Origin of the sequence: Variovorax sp. CF079, from assembly GCF_900101545.1 — a bacterium.
In the GTDB taxonomy this organism is placed as follows: domain Bacteria; phylum Pseudomonadota; class Gammaproteobacteria; order Burkholderiales; family Burkholderiaceae_C; genus Variovorax.
Window position 1 is genome coordinate 203,456 of sequence record NZ_FMZU01000009.1, and the last position, 16,039, is coordinate 219,494.

The 16,039-nt window shown below is 66.8% G+C and carries 15 protein-coding genes; 10 read left to right on the top strand and 5 right to left on the bottom strand.

The features are described 5' to 3' along the window. Positions 1–2: 2 nt before the first annotated feature. From BLS74_RS14335 to BLS74_RS14345, 3 genes are read left to right on the top strand one after another with little or no spacing between them, the layout of a single operon-like run. The gene (locus BLS74_RS14335; RefSeq protein ID WP_093107265.1) at positions 3–989 is read left to right on the top strand and encodes a zinc-binding dehydrogenase; all 987 of its coding nucleotides are present in this window, start codon (positions 3–5) and stop codon (positions 987–989) included. A gap of 28 nt (positions 990–1,017) precedes the next feature. Further along, the gene (locus BLS74_RS14340) at positions 1,018–1,989 is read left to right on the top strand and encodes a Bug family tripartite tricarboxylate transporter substrate binding protein (protein ID WP_093107267.1); all 972 of its coding nucleotides are present in this window, start codon (positions 1,018–1,020) and stop codon (positions 1,987–1,989) included. Between the two features lie 50 nt (positions 1,990–2,039). Beyond that, positions 2,040–2,702, top strand: coding sequence for a GntR family transcriptional regulator (locus tag BLS74_RS14345; protein ID WP_093107269.1), 663 nt, complete (start codon positions 2,040–2,042; stop codon positions 2,700–2,702). A 21-nt stretch (positions 2,703–2,723) separates the two neighbouring features. Here BLS74_RS14345 and BLS74_RS14350 read toward each other — a convergent pair whose 3' ends face one another. Further along, positions 2,724–3,692 carry a LysR family transcriptional regulator gene (locus BLS74_RS14350; RefSeq protein ID WP_093107271.1) on the bottom strand — a complete coding sequence of 323 codons (969 nt, stop codon included), beginning with the start codon at positions 3,690–3,692 and terminating at the stop codon, positions 2,724–2,726. A 117-nt stretch (positions 3,693–3,809) separates the two neighbouring features. Between BLS74_RS14350 and paoA the strand changes: the two genes are divergently transcribed. Genes paoA through BLS74_RS14375 form a run of 5 tightly spaced genes read left to right on the top strand, consistent with a single transcriptional unit; the run spans position 3,810 to position 8,547 of the window. Next, entirely contained in the window at positions 3,810–4,448 is a 639-nt protein-coding gene (paoA, locus tag BLS74_RS14355; RefSeq protein ID WP_093107273.1) for an aldehyde dehydrogenase iron-sulfur subunit PaoA, read from the top strand. Then, positions 4,445–5,395 carry an FAD binding domain-containing protein gene (locus BLS74_RS14360; RefSeq protein ID WP_093107275.1) on the top strand — a complete coding sequence of 317 codons (951 nt, stop codon included), beginning with the start codon at positions 4,445–4,447 and terminating at the stop codon, positions 5,393–5,395. Before paoA ends, BLS74_RS14360 begins: the two co-directional genes overlap by 4 nt. Positions 5,396–5,398: 3 nt before the next feature. Beyond that, entirely contained in the window at positions 5,399–7,609 is a 2,211-nt protein-coding gene (gene paoC, locus BLS74_RS14365) for an aldehyde oxidoreductase molybdenum-binding subunit PaoC (RefSeq protein WP_093107277.1), read from the top strand. A gap of 21 nt (positions 7,610–7,630) precedes the next feature. After that, positions 7,631–8,104 carry a (R)-mandelonitrile lyase gene (locus BLS74_RS14370; protein ID WP_093107279.1) on the top strand — a complete coding sequence of 158 codons (474 nt, stop codon included), beginning with the start codon at positions 7,631–7,633 and terminating at the stop codon, positions 8,102–8,104. Positions 8,105–8,127: 23 nt separating this feature from the next. After that, positions 8,128–8,547, top strand: a complete 420-nt coding sequence (locus BLS74_RS14375) for a carboxymuconolactone decarboxylase family protein (RefSeq protein ID WP_093107281.1) — start codon at positions 8,128–8,130, stop codon at positions 8,545–8,547. A 91-nt stretch (positions 8,548–8,638) separates the two neighbouring features. Here BLS74_RS14375 and BLS74_RS14380 read toward each other — a convergent pair whose 3' ends face one another. Then, entirely contained in the window at positions 8,639–8,926 is a 288-nt protein-coding gene (locus BLS74_RS14380) for a hypothetical protein (protein WP_093107283.1), read from the bottom strand. Between the two features lie 330 nt (positions 8,927–9,256). Here BLS74_RS14380 and BLS74_RS14385 point away from each other — a divergent pair, with 330 nt between their 5' ends. Next, complete coding sequence (locus BLS74_RS14385; protein ID WP_244503876.1) at positions 9,257–10,417, top strand: SMP-30/gluconolactonase/LRE family protein; 1,161 nt, start codon at positions 9,257–9,259, stop codon at positions 10,415–10,417. 233 nt (positions 10,418–10,650) lie between these two features. Here BLS74_RS14385 and BLS74_RS14390 read toward each other — a convergent pair whose 3' ends face one another. The 3 genes from BLS74_RS14390 to BLS74_RS34795 all read right to left on the bottom strand — a co-directional run bounded on the left by BLS74_RS14390 (position 10,651) and on the right by BLS74_RS34795 (position 13,624). Further along, positions 10,651–11,430 (bottom strand): DUF2182 domain-containing protein, encoded by a 780-nt coding sequence (locus BLS74_RS14390; RefSeq protein ID WP_093107287.1) that lies wholly within the window; start codon positions 11,428–11,430, stop codon positions 10,651–10,653. A 48-nt stretch (positions 11,431–11,478) separates the two neighbouring features. Then, on the bottom strand, positions 11,479–12,111 hold the full coding sequence (locus tag BLS74_RS14395; protein WP_093107289.1) for a DUF1326 domain-containing protein: 633 nt from the start codon (positions 12,109–12,111) through the stop codon (positions 11,479–11,481). A 529-nt stretch (positions 12,112–12,640) separates the two neighbouring features. Next, positions 12,641–13,624, bottom strand: coding sequence for a GNAT family N-acetyltransferase (locus BLS74_RS34795; RefSeq protein ID WP_212733661.1), 984 nt, complete (start codon positions 13,622–13,624; stop codon positions 12,641–12,643). Positions 13,625–13,914: 290 nt separating this feature from the next. Between BLS74_RS34795 and BLS74_RS14405 the strand changes: the two genes are divergently transcribed. Then, entirely contained in the window at positions 13,915–16,029 is a 2,115-nt protein-coding gene (locus BLS74_RS14405; RefSeq protein ID WP_093107291.1) for a TonB-dependent siderophore receptor, read from the top strand. Positions 16,030–16,039: the final 10 nt, after the last annotated feature.

Below are 16,039 nucleotides of genomic sequence, written 5' to 3' on the forward strand. Positions count from 1 at the left end.
CCATGCAGTCGTACTGGATGCAGATGAGCGATGCGGCAACGCTTCTGGAACTGCGCGAGGTTGCCGTGCCGCAGCCGGGCCCGCAGCAGTTGCTGTTGCGCATGCACACCGCGTCGCTCAACCGCGGCGAGTTCGTGGCCGGCCATGGCCTGCACGGCGCGGCCGGCAGCTGGAAGGCGATCGGCGGGGAAGGCGCCGGCGAGGTCGTTGCCGTCGGGGCGGAAGTCACCCGCTTCAGGCCGGGGGACCGGGTCATGGGCCGCTGTGCCGGCGCGTTCGCCGAGTTCGCGCTCATGGAGGAGGCCGAGGCGATGGCAGTGCCATCCGGGCTGTCGTGGGACGAGGCCGCCAGCGTCGCGCTGACCTTCCTGGTTTCCTACGACATGCTGGTGCTGCAGGGCCGGCTCGACGCCGGCGATTGGGTCCTGATCAACGGCGTGTCTTCGGGCGTGGGGGTGGCAAGCCTCCAGCTGGCCAAGGCGCTGGGCGCGAAGGTCATCGGCACCTCGGGCTCGGCCGACAAGCTGGCCTCGCTGCAGCCGCTCGGCCTGGATGTCGCCATCTGCACGCGCGCGCCCGACTTCGCTGCCGCGGTGATGGAGGCGACGCAACAGCACGGCGCGGACCTGGTCGTCAACACGGTGGGCGGCACGGTCTTCGCAGAGAACATTCGCGCCATGGCTTTCGAAGGCCGGCTCGCCACCGTGGGCTATGTCGACGGCGTGGTGCACGCCGAGCTCGACCTCGCCGCCCTGCATGCGAAGCGGCTCACCGTGTTCGGCGTGTCCAACAAGCTGCGCAGCAAGGCGCAGCGCGCAGCGGCGGTGCCCGCCTTCGTCGCGGAGGTGCTGCCGCACATCGCAGCCGGCCGGATCAGGCCGCGGATCGACCGGGTCTTCGAGTTCGCCCGCCTGGAAGAAGCCAAGGCACGCATGGAATCCGGCGGCCATGTCGGAAAGATCGTCCTGCGCATGCCGGCCGCGGCCTGATTCCCAAGAACACAAAGGAGACAAGCAGATGAGAACCAAGAACCTCGTCCTGGCATGGGGTCTGTGCGCGTTCGCGTGCGCCGCCTGGGCGCAGCCCGCGGACTATCCGGGCAAGCCGATTCGCCTCGTGATCGGTTTTGCCCCTGGTGGTGCGGCCGACTACGTGGCGCGCGCCATGAGCGAAGCGCTCGGCAAGGCGCTCGGGCAGCCGGTGGTGGTCGACAACAAGCCGGGCAACGGCTCGAGCATCGCGGCGGACCTGGTGGCCAAGTCGGCGCCCGACGGCTACACGCTGCTGATCGCGAGCCCCAGCAGCATCTCGGTGAATCCGGCGCTCAATCCCAAGTTGCCGTACTCGGCACGCGACCTCAAGCCCGTGACCAAGATGACCACCTCGCCGCTGGTGCTGGCGGTCCACCCGGCGACCGGCATCCGTTCGGTCGCCGACCTCATCGCGGCAGCCAGGAAGGACCCCGGCAAGCTCAACTACTCGACCTCCGGCAACGGCTCGGCACCGCACCTGGGCGCCGCGCTGTTCAGCCAGGTGACCGGCGCGGAGATGACGCACATCCCGTACCGCGGCGGCAGTCTGGCGATCCAGTCGGTGATGGCGGGCGACACGCAGCTGACCTTCGGCACCTCGCCCTCGGTGCTGCCCATGGCCAACGGCGGCCGGCTGCTCGCGCTGGCCGTCAGCACGCGCGATCGTTCGCCGCTGGTGCCCGGGCTGCCGGGCATGAAGGAGGCCGGCCTGCCCGACTACCACCTCGAGTTCTGGTATGGCATGTTCGTGCCGGCCGCGACGCCGCCGGCCATCGTCCGGAAGATCTACGACGCGACCATCAGTGCGATGCAGCAGCCCTCGGTCAAGGCCTCGCTGGCGCGCGACGGCACCGAGGTGTCCGTCTCCGCATCGCCCGAGCAGTTCGACAGCTTCCTCGCCGAGGACGGCAAGTTCTGGGTCAAGCTGGTCAAGAGCGCGAACGTCAAGGTCGAGTGAGAGGCCGCGCGGGGAAGCGTCCACGACCAGGTCAGAAGTTAGGATTGCGCATGCCCCCGCCCTCTTCAAGCACCCGTGGCTCCGCCCTGTCGGAAGCCATCGTCAACGAGCTCAAGCAACTCATCTACACCGGCGAGTTCAAGCCGGGTGAGCGGTTGAACGAAGCGGCCCTGGCCCTTCGCATGGGCACCAGCCGCGGGCCGATCCGCGAAGCCATCAAGGTGCTGGCGGGGCTGGGCATCGTCAATGCCGTCACCAACCGCGGCGTGTACGTGCGCCAGTTGTCGCTGCGCGAGATGGTCGAGATCTACGAGCTGCGCGCGCTCGTGTTCGGCTATGCGGCCGACCGGGCCTGCGAGCATCTGACCGAAGAGCACAAGAAGCAGTTCGAGGACCTGCTCGCGGCGATGGACGCCGCCTGCGATGCGGAAGACGGCACGCTCTACTACGAGCTGAACCTGCAGTTCCACGCGCTGATCCTCACGCTTTCGAACAACCGGCGCGCCTACCAGGCCTACGACGACTACGTGAAGGAATTGCACCTGGTGCGGCGCAAGTACTTCAATGCGCCGGGCAACATGCGCCGCTCGAACGTGGAGCACCGCGCGATCTACGAGGCGATCGCGGCATCGAACCGCACGCGCGCGCGCGCGGCGGCGGAACGTCACGTATTGGCCGGGAGGGCGCGGCTGCTGTCGAACTTCGAGGAGTAGCTGCCGGGCGCCTGACGCAGTTCAGGAGCGCGCCGCCTTCCGCCCCTTCGCTTCCGCCGCCTGCAGCTCCTTCGCAGTCAGCACGTAGGCCGGGTTGTTGACCAGGCGCTTGAGAGCCAGGTCGATGAAAGCCCTGACGCGCATGGGCTGGGCGGTGCGGCTTCCGTAGTAGATGAAGGTGCTGGAGCGATCGGCCACGTGCCTGGTCAAGAGCGGCACCAGGCGTCCCGCGCGAATGTGCGGCGCAGCGGCGACGTTGGTCAGGAGCCCGAGGACGTGGCCGGCCAGCACGGCTTCGGTCTCCAGCGGCTCGTCGTTGACGCACAACGCCGGCACCACGTGGTGCTCGACGATGCTGTCTTCCACCTTGACGTACCAGGGCATGAGCGTGCCGTTGCGCGGACGGCGAAAGACGCTGCAGCGGTGCGCGGCGAGCGCGTCGAGGTTGTCCGGCGCACCATGGCGAGCCAGGTACGCCGGCGCCCCGCAGATGATGAGCTGCAGCGGAAACAGCTTGCGTGCGATGACGCCCTCGGCCGGCGAGGGCCCGACGCGAAAGCCGACGTCGACGCGGTCTTCCACCCAGTTGCCGATGCGGTCGTCCAACTGCACGTCGGGCTGCACTTCCGGATGCAGCCGGCAGAACTCGTCGAGCACCGGCCACAGCACGGGCGCGAAGACCGAATGCGGGCCGACGATGCGCAGCGGCCCGGCGATCTCGTCCTTGGCCTGACGCGCCATGTGAAGGGCGCGCTGCATGCCGACCAACGCCGGCTGCGCGGCCTCGAGGAACTGCCGGCCTTCGTCGGTGAGTGACAGGCTGCGCGTCGTGCGGTGAAACAGCCGCACGCCGAGGTGCTGTTCCAGCTGTGCCAGGGCCTGGCTCGCCGCCTGCGGCGTCATCCCCTGCGCAGCGGCAGCCTGGCGCAGGCTGCCGAGCTCGGCGGCCTTCGCAAAGGTCGCGATGGAACGCAATTCGTTGATCGGCATGGAGCGCCCTTTCTCCATCGATTATCAACAGCAACTTGTCAGTCCTTCAAGGTTGCGCGGTCTATTCGGCCAGAAGGTGCAGACCTAAAGTGCCTTCATCAAGGAGTGCTACGCCATATGAAAACCCCCGATGTGTTCACGATTTCCCGGCGCGGCCTGCTGAAGGCCGGTGCGGCATCCGCCTCCGTCCCCGCGATGGCGGGGGCGGTCGCCGCCGCGCCCACGCGCGCGGCCAGCGGGGCGGGCCCTTCGACCGTGACGCTGAGCGTAAACGGCAAGACGCGCCGCCTGGTGCTGGACACCCGCACGACCTTGCTCGACGCGCTGCGTGAGCATATTCATCTGACCGGAACCAAGAAGGGTTGCGACCATGGCCAGTGCGGCGCCTGCACGGTGATGGTCGATGGCCGGCGGATCAATTCGTGCCTGACGCTCGCCGTGATGCACGAAGGTGCCAAGGTGACGACGATCGAAGGCCTCGGCACGCCCGCCAAGCTGCACCCGATGCAGGCGGCCTTCGTCAAGCACGACGGCTACCAGTGCGGCTACTGCACGCCGGGGCAGATCTGCTCGGCCGTGGGCATGCTGGGCGAGATCGCCCAGGGCATACCGAGCCATGTCAGCGCCGATCTCACGGCCAGCCCCCAACTCACGACCGTCGAGTTTCGCGAGCGCATGAGCGGCAACATCTGCCGCTGCGGCGCCTACAGCAACATCGTCGAAGCGATCTCCGAGGTCGCGGGGGTGAAGGCATGAGAGCCTTCAGCTACGAGCGCGCGAGCTCGCCTGCGCAGGCGGTGGCGGCGGCTGCGCGCGAACCCGGCGCGCGCTTCATCGCAGGCGGCACCAACCTGCTGGACCTGATGAAGCTGGAGATCGAGACGCCCGGCCATCTGATCGACGTCAACGGCCTCGGCTTCGACAAGATCGAGAGCACGTCCGACGGCGGCCTGCGCATCGGTGCGCTGGTGCGCAACACGGACCTTGCCGCGGACCTGCGCGTGCGGCGCGACTACGGCCTGCTGTCGCGCGCACTGCTCGCGGGCGCATCGGCACAGTTGCGAAACAAGGCGACCACCGCGGGCAACCTGCTGCAGAGAACGCGCTGCCCTTACTTCTACGACACGAACCAGGCCTGCAACAAGCGCCAGCCCGGCAGCGGCTGCTCGGCGATCGGCGGTGTCAGCCGGCAGCATGCGGTGGTGGGCGCGAGCGACGCATGCATCGCGACGCATCCCAGCGACATGGCGGTCGCCATGCGCGCGCTCGATGCGAGCGTCGAGACGATGCGCCCGAACGGGTCGCGCCGGACCATCCCGATCGCCGACTTCCACAAGCTTCCCGGTGCCACGCCGCATGTCGAGACGGCGCTCGAGTCCGGCGAACTGATCACCGCGGTCACGCTGCCCAAGCCGGTGGGCGGCCAGCAGATTTATCGCAAGGTGCGCGATCGGGCTTCCTATGCCTTCGCGCTGGTGTCGGTCGCCGCCATCGTGCAGCGCGACGGCACCGGCCGCGTGGCCCTGGGCGGCGTGGCGCACAAGCCGTGGCGCGTCGAGGCGGCCGAGGCGGAGATGCCACGCGGCGCTCGTGCCGTCGCGGCGCAGCTGTTGGCCGGCGCCAGTCCGACATCCCACAACGAATTCAAGCTGATGCTGGCCGAGCGAACGCTCGGCGCGGTGCTGGCACAAGCAAAGGCTTAAGCGATGAAGTTCGACACGCCCGCAACCACCAACCCGATCGACCAACTCAAGGTCGTCGGCAAGCCCGTCGACCGGATCGATGGCCGCCTGAAGACGACGGGCACCGCCCCCTATGCCTACGAACGGCACGACGTCGTTCCCAACCAGGCCTATGGCCATGTGGTCGGCTCGGCCATTGCCAAGGGTCGGATCGCCTCGATCGACCTGAGCCGCGCCAAGGCAGCGCCCGGCGTGCTCGCCATCGTCACCGCAGACAACGCCGGGAAGCTCGGCAAGGGCAGCTTCAACACCGCCAAGCTGCTCGGCGGTCCCGAGATCGAGCACTATCACCAGGCGATCGCGCTGGTGGTCGCTGAGAGCTTCGAGCAGGCCCGCGCGGCCGCCCAGCTGGTTCGCGTCGACTACGTCAAGGCACAAGGATCGTTCGAGCTCGCGGCCGTCAAGGACGCCGCGGCCAAGCCCCCGCGCATCACCGCCGGCGCGCCGGACACCGCCGTGGGCGACTTCGCGGGCGCATTCGCCGCCGCGCCGGTTCAGCTCGACGAGAGCTACACCACGCCCGACGAGGCCCATGCGATGATGGAGCCGCCTGCGTCGATCGCGGCCTGGAACGGGGACAAGCTCACCCTCTGGACCTCGAACCAGATGATCGACTGGGGCGCGACCGAGATGGCGAAGACGCTCGGCATCGACAAGGCGAACGTCCGCCTCATCTCGCCGTTCATCGGCGGCGGCTTCGGCGGCAAGCTGTTCCTGCGAGCCGACGCGCTGCTGGCTGCGCTCGGCGCGCGGGCCGCGAAGCGCCCGGTGAAGGTTGCGCTGACGCGGCCCTTGATGTTTAACAACACGACGCACCGGCCCGCGACGATCCAGCGCGTTCGCATCGGCGCCACGCGCGACGGCCGGATCACCGCCATCGGCCACGAGAGCTGGTCGGGCGATCTGCCGAGCGGCAAGCCCGACGGCGCGGTCCACCAGACCCGCCTGCTCTATGCCGGCGCCAACCGCATGACGGCCACGCGCCTCGCGGTGCTCGATCTGCCCGAAGGCAACGCGATGCGCGCGCCGGGCGAGGCCACGGGCATGATGGCGCTCGAGATCGCGATCGACGAAATGGCCGAGAAACTCGGACTCGACCCCGTCGAGTTCCGCATCCGCAACGACACCCAGGTCGATCCCGAGAATCCCGAGCGGCCCTTCTCGCAGCGCCGGCTGATCGAGTGCCTGCGCAGCGGCGCCGATCGCTTCGGATGGAGCAAGCGAGATCCGCAGCCGGGCAAGACGCGTGAAGGCCATTGGCTGATCGGCATGGGCGTCGCCGCGGCGTTTCGCGGCAACCAGGTCACGAAGTCGGCCGCGCGCGTGCGGCTCGACCGCCGCGGCGTCGTGACGGTGGAGACCGACATGACCGACATCGGCACGGGCAGCTACACGATCATCGCGCAGACCGCTGCAGAGATGATGGGCGTGCCGCTCGACAAGGTGGTCGTGCGCCTTGGCGACTCTTCCTTTCCGGTGTCTGCGGGCTCCGGCGGGCAATGGGGCGCCAACTGCTCCACTTCAGGGGTGTATGCGGCTTGCGTGAAGCTTCGCGAAGCGGTGGCGCAGGCGCTCGGCCTCGACGCGGCGGATGCGGTGTTCGCTGACGCACAGGTCCGCTCGGGCGGCCGCAGCGTGCCGCTGGCGCAGGCGGCCGGCGAGAAGGGCCTCGTGGCCGAGGACACGATCGAGTTCGGCGATCTCGACAAGAAGTACCGGCAGTCGACCTTCGGCGCGCACTTCGTCGAAGTCGCCGTGGACGCTGCAACGGGAGAGACGCGCGTGCGACGCATGCTCGCCGTCTGCGCCGCCGGCCGCATCCTGAACCCCAAGACCGCGCGCAGCCAGGTCATCGGCGCGATGACCATGGGCGTCGGCGCGGCACTGACGGAAGAGCTCGTGATCGACAAGCGCGTCGGCTTCTTCGTCAACCACGATCTGGCCGGCTATGAAGTGCCGGTTCACGCCGACATTCCCCATCAGGAGGCGATCTTCCTCGATGAGACCGATCCGATCTCGTCGCCGATGAAGGCCAAGGGCGTCGCCGAACTCGGCATCTGCGGGGTGGCCGCGGCCATTGCGAACGCGATCTACAACGCGACCGGCGTGCGGGTGCGCGACTACCCGGTCACGCTGGACAAGCTGCTCGCCAAGATGCCTTCGCTCGCGAGCTGACGACCTGCAAGAAACACCCTCATGAAATCCGTGGCAATGACCGCCATCTCCCTTTCCATGGCCGCATCCGCGCTGGCGCAGGACACCGGCCTGCAGATCGCGCGCAATGGCTCGCAAGCTTCAGCCAGGGGGCCGGCCGACTATTTCACCGGCACAGTCCGGGTCGACCCGCTGTTCCCCAAGCCCAGGGAACCCTCGCGTGCGACGGGCTCGTACGTGACCTTCGAGCCCGGCGCACGCACGGCCTGGCACACGCACCCGATCGGACAGACGCTGATCGTCACGGCCGGCACGGGCTGTGTGCAGCGCTGGGGCGACCCGGTGCAGGAGATCCGGCCGGGCGACGTGGTCTGGATCCCGCCGGGCCAGAAGCACTGGCATGGCGCGTCGCCGACCACGGCCATGACGCACATCGCCATCACGGAGCAATTGGATGGCAAGGCCGTCGACTGGCTGGAGAAGGTCAGCGACACGCAGTACGGGAGCCGGCCCTGAGCGATCACCAAAGAAGAGAAGCCATGAAGAAATCAGTTGCAGGTTCCCTGGCCGGCGTCGCCGTGGCGTTGGCGGGGGCGGTGTCCACGCCCGCCCAGGCACAAGCGACCCCGCCGGCTCCGGCCGCGCGCGGTGCCACCCCGGCCCAGCAGATGTTCGGCGACATCTCGCCCAAGTTCGCGGAGCTCACGGACAACGTGCTGTTCGGCGACGTGTGGGCGCGTCCGGGCCTTTCGCCGCGGGACCGCAGCCTGGTGACCGTCAGCGCGCTGATCGCGATGAACCGTCCCGACCAGCTTCGCCCTCACCTCGTCAGGGCGCGCGACAACGGCGTCACGCAGGAAGAGCTGATCGAATCCATCACGCACCTGGCCTTCTATGCCGGCTGGCCGAGCGCGGTGACCGCCATTTCGGTGGCCAAGGAAGTGTTCCAGAAGAAGTGAAAGCCATCTCTCCAGTCCGCACCACCTACGACAAGGGCATGGTGCTCACCATCATCCGCCAGCTACCTGGTGATCGCGCTGCCTGAGCCTTCTAGGCTGTCACGAAGGTGAGCCGCGCCTCGTGCGCCAGCTCATCGCGAACGATGTCTCGGGCATCGTCGTCTGCGAACTGGAAGAGTGCATCCGGGATCTCGTCTTCATCGAGCGCGAAGAGGATCTCGATGGCCTCTTGCTGGGCTTCCGAGAAGGTGCCGACCTGGGTCAAGCGGTTGAACTTCGCAGCGGTCTCCTGAGGCGCCAGCTGGCGCAACTCGAGCAGCTCGAGCACGAGCGTCATCTGCGATGGGGTGAGGGGCTTGGGAGCGACAGAAGGCTTCATGGCGTCTGATCCTTTTCGGTGGAGCTCGGGACTGTTCCTTTGCTGTGGAATCAGTCTCTTCGTCGATCCTTAAGCGTCGCTGAAAAGTCCCCCGGGATGGCCTTTCCCGATGGCCGAAACCTGGCCTGCGCGTGAGGAAAGTCTCGCGCCATCGCGTTGATCGCGGTCGTCTGGTGCAGCCGGAGAGAAGCGCGTAGCATGCCGACCGGCTTTCCGATCTCGCGTTCTTTCCAGCTTCTTCCATCGTTGTTCATGAGGTGAGTCATGGCGCAAGAAGAGTTCGATCCGAAATTGAATGGTTCGGTATTACGTCGCAAGCTTCTTCGCGGCGTGGGCGCCGCGGTAGGCGCCGCGATGGTCGCCCCGCGCTGGGCACACGCGCAAGCTGCACCGGTTGCACCGCCGAGCACCATCACGCAGCCGCCACGCGACTTCAGCCGGCGAGGGGCCCCGACCACCTACTTCACCGACCCCGACGTGCTCACGATCGACCCGGCCTTCGATGGCCTGCGCCAGCCCAATGCCCCGATCCAGCGGCTGTGGACCGGCGCGTTGTGGGCCGAAGGACCGGCATGGAATTCGGTCGGCCGTTTTCTGGTCTGGAGCGACATTCCGAACAACCGCCAGCTGCGCTGGAGCGAGGACGACGGACACGTCAGCGTGTTCCGCACGCCTTCCAACAACAGCAACGGCAACACCTTCGACTACCAGGGAAGGCAGCTGTCCTGCGAGCACCTCACGCGGCGCGTCGTGCGCTACGAGCTCGACGGTTCGGTGACCGTTCTCGCCTCGACCTTCAACGCCAAGCGACTCAACTCGCCCAACGATGTTGTCCCTCACCCCGATGGCAGCTACTGGTTCACCGATCCGCCGTATGGCGCCCAGCTCTACGAGGGCACGGTCGATGCCCCGGGCGGACCCGCGAACAAATCCGGGCGGCTGAACCCGAAGCTCGGTCAGCCGCCGGAGATCGGCGCGTACAAGCGCGAATTGCCGACCGCGGTCTACCGCCTGGACAAGAGCGGAACGCTCACTCAAGTGGCCGGTGAAGATCTCGTGCCTGACCCGAACGGTCTCTGCTTCTCGCCCGATTTCAAGAAGCTCTACGTCGTCAGCACCGGGCAGGGACCGGGTGACACCATCGCCGGCGGCAAGGGCGACATGTATGTGTTCGACGTCGGGACGGACAACAAGCTCGGCAACGGCAAGCTGTTCAGCAGCTTCATGGTCGACGGCGTGAAGTGCGGGCCCGACGGTGTCCGCACCGACGTGGACGGCAACCTGTGGTGCTCCAGCAATGCGGGCCGCAGCGTGGGCTACAGCGGCGTCACCGTCTGGACGCCGCAAGGACGGCTCATCGGGCGCATCCGGCTGCCCGAGGTCTGCGGCAACGTCTGCTTCGGCGGCCCCAAGCGCAACCGCCTGTTCATGGCGGCCAGCCAGTCGCTGTATGCCGTCTACACGGCCACGCAGGGTTCGGCGCCGGGCTAGAGGGACAAGGCGCCAACGCGCGAGCCGCTTCATCCTGCGACAGCGACGTCAAGGTGGAACGCCCGTCGCACGCCCAGTCCGCCAGCCCGCTCCACAGGTCGTGACCGTCCGCTTCTCGGACGGGCGCAGGACCGCACTGAAGTCACTGAACGACCAAAAGCGGAAGTCAAACAAAGGTGCGCATAGCGGCCGTTCGCACGTGGGTCCGAGGCCAATTTTGCCAATCGGACTTTTCAGAACGAGACGAGCAATGTCGCGACACCCCATGCGACCAAGAGGGCCCCTGCGCCGCGGCCTATCCAGTCGCCGCCCGGGCTGAGCTTTTCGACCAGCACGAACAGAGCGATGCCCGCGATCCAGGCGAGGTTCATGACGCCACCAATGAAGAGCAACAACATCAGCAACCAGCAGCAACCCACACAGACCGCGCCGTGACGCAAGCCCATCCTGAACGCGCCGCCCGCGCCAGGGCGCCAATGCGTCATGATGAAGTCCAGAGGCGAGCGGCAATACCGAAGGCAGGCGTGCTTCAACGGCGTCCATTGGTAAAGACCGGCGCCGATCAGCACTGCGCCCGAGAGCGCTATGCTGGTTGTCTGCATCATCGGCGACAGCATGGCGACTTTCTCCAGCCCAAACTGAAGGGCTGCCGCTGCCAAGCTGAACGCAGCCCAAACAGCGATGTACCCGATGGCGAAGATGCCTGAAGCAGTCGCGCATTCGCCTCGTTCGCTGCGGCGCTGTGCGATGGTGGCATAGAGCAGGATCATCGGCGCGGCGCTCGGCAACATCATTGCCGCCATCATCACAGCCCACATGACGAGGACGATGATCGCATGGCCGAATGTCCATGGCCCTGAACTCATGGGCATCAGCATTTCGCCCATCTCTTGCATCATCCCGGCGCCGGTCAGCAAATAAGTCCACGACAAGACGACAACGAACAACAGGCAGGAAATGACGAGGAGGCGGTCACGCCGCAGCGCCCCCTGGATCAGTGAGCCGCCATTCACTTGGGCGCCTCCAACGGTCTCTTCACCTCTGCGCAGGCGGAGCCCTCGCTACGCTGCCACACCTTCCGGTGTCTGCACGACGTGGGCAAGTGTGCTGTGTCCACCCTGCGTCTCGAACTTGATGGCCCCGGTGCTGCGGATGTTGGAAGAAGCCACCTCGCCCTCGAGGTTCTCGAACCCCTCCGGACACACGATTTGGACTCGGTGGGGGGCACCGGTCACCGGGTTCTTGATAGGTTCCACCTCGGTTTCGAGCACGCCGGGGATGACGAGGCGTGCGGTCCGGGCGGACTTGTCAAACTGGAACGTGATGGGAGCGAAGATGGGGTCATGCATCTTGGTCACGATGAGGCTGCAGATCTGAAAAAGCGTCCCTTCGGCCGAGTTCTTTCCCGACATGATGTTGAACAGCGCCTCGCGCTGCTCCGCGGTGGCGCGTTCCTCAATGATGGGTTGCAGCTGGCCATTCCCTTCATGCAGCGGGCCGGGGAATGAGACGACCGCGAAGAAGCACAGTCCATCCAGCGTCGTGCTGTCGAAATGTCCCTTCGTGATGCGCATACCCAAGAAGCCCTTGCAGTAGCCCTGTGTCGGCTTCGCGTTGAAATCGCAGGGGCAGCCGTATGCGCAGGTGCAGTTCTTGAGCCATTCGCCTTCGAGGCGCCAATTCGCTTGTGCCATGATCTTGTCTCCTGTCAAAGGTTGCGACGATCGCGGCGGGCGTCCCCTTACCATCCTGCCCCTTCCCGCTCTCGGCCCGCGTGAAAGCGAGACCTCCAGCTCCACGCTGGCAGCAGATCGGCGCGCCGCGCACGTTGCATACGGCCAGTTGACTATCTGCCGATTGCAGGCGGAGCGCAACACCTGTTCGAGGCATCAATAGCTATCTCGCCAGTTCCCCGAGGACCGCTTCGACGTCGAAAATGTGCCGCTCAGGTCGGGTTCGGGTCGAAAGCGGGGTTGGCAGGCCGCTTTGGGGCGCCAGCACTGACCGGCTGCTCTGGCCGATTGTTGCCCGCCGCGTGGTCAGTGCGCTCGCGGCACCCACGAGGAAGAGCGCGCCGCCAACAAGCATGTTGGTCCAGACCTTGAACAGAAAAGCGCCTGCATGCGCGCCGCTCGCAACAGCGAGATATGAGACCGGCGACTTCGGCTGGCCGCGCTCGAGCGCTTCGGTCCTCTCTGACCTCGTTGATTCCTGGCCGCGCTCTCATGAGGACGCGGCCGGAACAAGTGACTTGCGATAGAAAATCCGCTCGTACCCACCCTCGGTTCTGCGGTCGTACTCGACGTAGCCGATCTTCGGGTAGAGGATCTGGTTCTCGGTCATCCTGGCGTTGGTGCGCAGGTAGACGGCCTCGAAACCGCGGCGCAGCGCCTCGCTCTCGGCAAAGCGCAAGAGCGCCCGTCCGACTCCCGTGCCCTGACACGCCGGGGCCACAGCCACGGTGTCGACATAGAAGCCATCCTCCGTCTCGTACTGCACGAGCACCCCCGCCACTTGGCCGCTGCGCACCGCGACCCACACCTTGTCTGCACCAATGAGCGCAGGATAGTCGGCCAGCATGGGCGCCGGCGCCTTGCCCATGCGCTCGATGTACAGCTCGAAAGCGGCATTGACGCACGCCGCGGCCGCGACAGCATCATCAAGGCCGGCGGCGCGAACAAGGATCTCTGATGCCGGAACCGGCGCTCCGGCAGCGCCGCGCAACAACGCCATCGAATAGCTGTCGAAGTACTCGCCGTCGACCCGGAAAGCGCGGCGCAGGAGCCCTTCGACTTCGAAACCGAGCCGTTCGTACAGGGCCTTGGCGTTCGTGTTGTCGACGCGCACCGTGAGTTCGATGCGCGTCATTCCCTTGGCCCATGCCGCCGCGATGGTTGCCTGCATCAGCTTCGCGCCGATGCCCAGATGCCGCGCGGATGGAATCAGGCCGATGCCGAGAATGCCCACATGCGACCGGGCCTGGCCATGGCTCGGCAGCACGTCGCACCAGCCGGTCACCTGTCCGTCGAGCAAGGCGACCATCTGGCAGCCGTCGTCGGCGATGATGGAGCGGTAGAAGTCGAAGGCTTGCTCCACAGGAGGCGCCTGCGTGAATGCAAGAAATCGCTTCTCGCGCGCCACCGTGTCGAGCGCGACACGCAGCCCCGCGAAATGCGCTTCGGAAACGGGTTCGATCGACAGGTTCATGTCTCAGCCTAGCAGCGCCAGAGATCGCGCTCATCTCACGATACATGGCCTGCGCCTGAAAGCCATCGGCTGACACACGGGCGTTGTCAACGCGTCAAGAGGCCGTCACAGCCGGTCATCAGACTCCGGTTGTCTAGACGACTTCGAGACCGACGATGGAAACCGAGCCGGACGCGCTTTCGGGTGTCAGATATGAGAATAATTCTCATTCTGTCGCCTACAATCGACCGGTCTCAATCTCTCTTTCCTGATGTCGTCGCCGGGATCTGCGCCCGTCGGCTTGCGTTCCCATGCACAAGTTTTTCGCCTCGATGCCGCTCGCGCTGGCGGCGCAGCTGGCCTGCGCGCAGGCCGCCCCCTCTCCCTCGAATACCGGCGACGAACTCCGCGCCGTGACCGTGCAGTCCGACCGCACCAGCGGCTTCGTCGCCAACACCGTCGAAGCCGGCACCTTCCGCGGCGCCAGCATCATGGACGTGCCGGCCACGGTCAACACGGTGACGCGCGAAGTCATCGAGCTGCAGGGCGCGGCCAGCATCTACGACGTGCTGCGCAACACGGCCGGCGTCACGCGCCAGCAGAACGGCGGCGACACCTTCGACCAGCTCGTGATCCGCGGAATCGCGGTGGAGAACCGCACCAACTACCGGCTCAACGGCTCGCTCGCGATTCCCAACGTGTCGGAGATCCCGATGGAGAACAAGGAGCGTGTCGAAGTTCTGAAGGGCGCGTCGGCGCTCTACTACGGCTTCACCTCGCCGGCCGGCGTCGTCAACTTCGTGACCAAGCGCGCCGGCAGCACGCCGGTCGCGACGCTCGGCATGACTTTCGACAACCACGGCACGGCGCAGGGCTTCGTCGACGTGGGCCGCCAGTTCGGCGACCAGAACCAGTACGGCCTGCGCATCAACGCGGCCGGCGGACAGCTGGGCTCGCCGATCGAGGGCGTCGACGGCAACCGCAAGTTCCTGTCGGCGGCATTCGACTGGCGCGTCAACAACCGCCTGACGCTGAAGGCCGATCTCGAGCACTACCGCAAGAGCATCACCGAGCAGGCCGGCATCACGCGCCTGGCGGCCGTCAACGGCGTGATCGCGCTGCCGGCCCTGCCCGACCCGCGCAAGCTGATCGGTCCGCCTTGGGCCACCTTCGAAGCCGAAGTCACGAACACCCAGCTGCGCGCCGACTACTCGCTCAGCGACAACTGGGCCCTGATGGTGGAAGCCGGGCATTCCGAGGCCGAGCGCGACCGGCGGCTCGCGATGTTCGGCAACTACAACGTGCGCACCGGCGCCGGCCGCATCACCGGCAACGTGCAGCACCTGGAGCAAAGCTCCGACCTGCTGCGCAGCGAGCTGTTCGGCACCTTCGCGACCGGCGGCGTGCAGCACGAGCTCACGCTGGGCGTCGCGCGCAGCGACAAGACCCAGGACCCGATCTTCCAGCGCAACTACGGCGGCGCCACCACCGCGCAGAACCTGTACTTCCCGCGCGCCATCGGCTTCCTGCCGCTGACCGCGCTGCCTACACAGCCGACCACCGGCGCGCAGGACAGCACGGAGCTGGGCCTGTACGCGCTCGACCGCATCACTTTCTCGCCGGAATGGCAGCTGGCGGCGGGCGTGCGGCACACGCGCTTCGAGAGCACGCAGTTCGCCAGTTCGACGCTGCCGCGGATCGACTACGACGTGAAGAAGACCACGCCGCTGGCCGCGCTGAGCTACAAGTTCACGCCCGATCTCGTGACCTACGTTTCGTATGCGGAAGGCGTCGAGGAAGGCGAGGTCGCACCCACGGGCACCGCCAACCAGAACAACCGCATGCCGCCGGGCGTGAGCAAGCAGAAGGAGCTCGGCCTGCGCTGGCTGACCGGCACGGGCACGCTGCTGTCGGCGGCGCTGTTCGACATCGAGCGGCCCGGCGCCTACACCAACAGCGCCAACACCTTCGTCGCCGACGGCCGCCAGAACTACCGCGGCATCGAGCTCTCGGCGCAGGGACGCCTGACGCGCCAGCTGGCCTGGCAGCTGTCGGCGCAAGCCCTCGACGCCGAGTTCCGCGACGTCAACGCCCAGTACAACGGCAAGATGCCCGAGAACACGGCCAAGCACACGGCGAGCGCCTTCCTCTCCTACGACATCGCGGCGGTGCCGGGGCTCTCGGTCAACGGCGGCGCCTACTACACGGGCCGGCGCCCGATCGACGACCTGAACCAGGGCTTCATCGGCGGCTACACGATCTTCGCCCTCGGCACGCGCTACGTCACGCAGCTCTTTGGCAAGCGGACGCTGTGGCAGCTCAACGTCGACAACGTCGGCGACAAGCGCTACTGGGCGGCCGCCGGCACACGGCTGGCGGTGGGCGCGCCGCGCAGCGTCAAGGCGACGCTCAAGATCGATCTCTAAAGAAGACGAC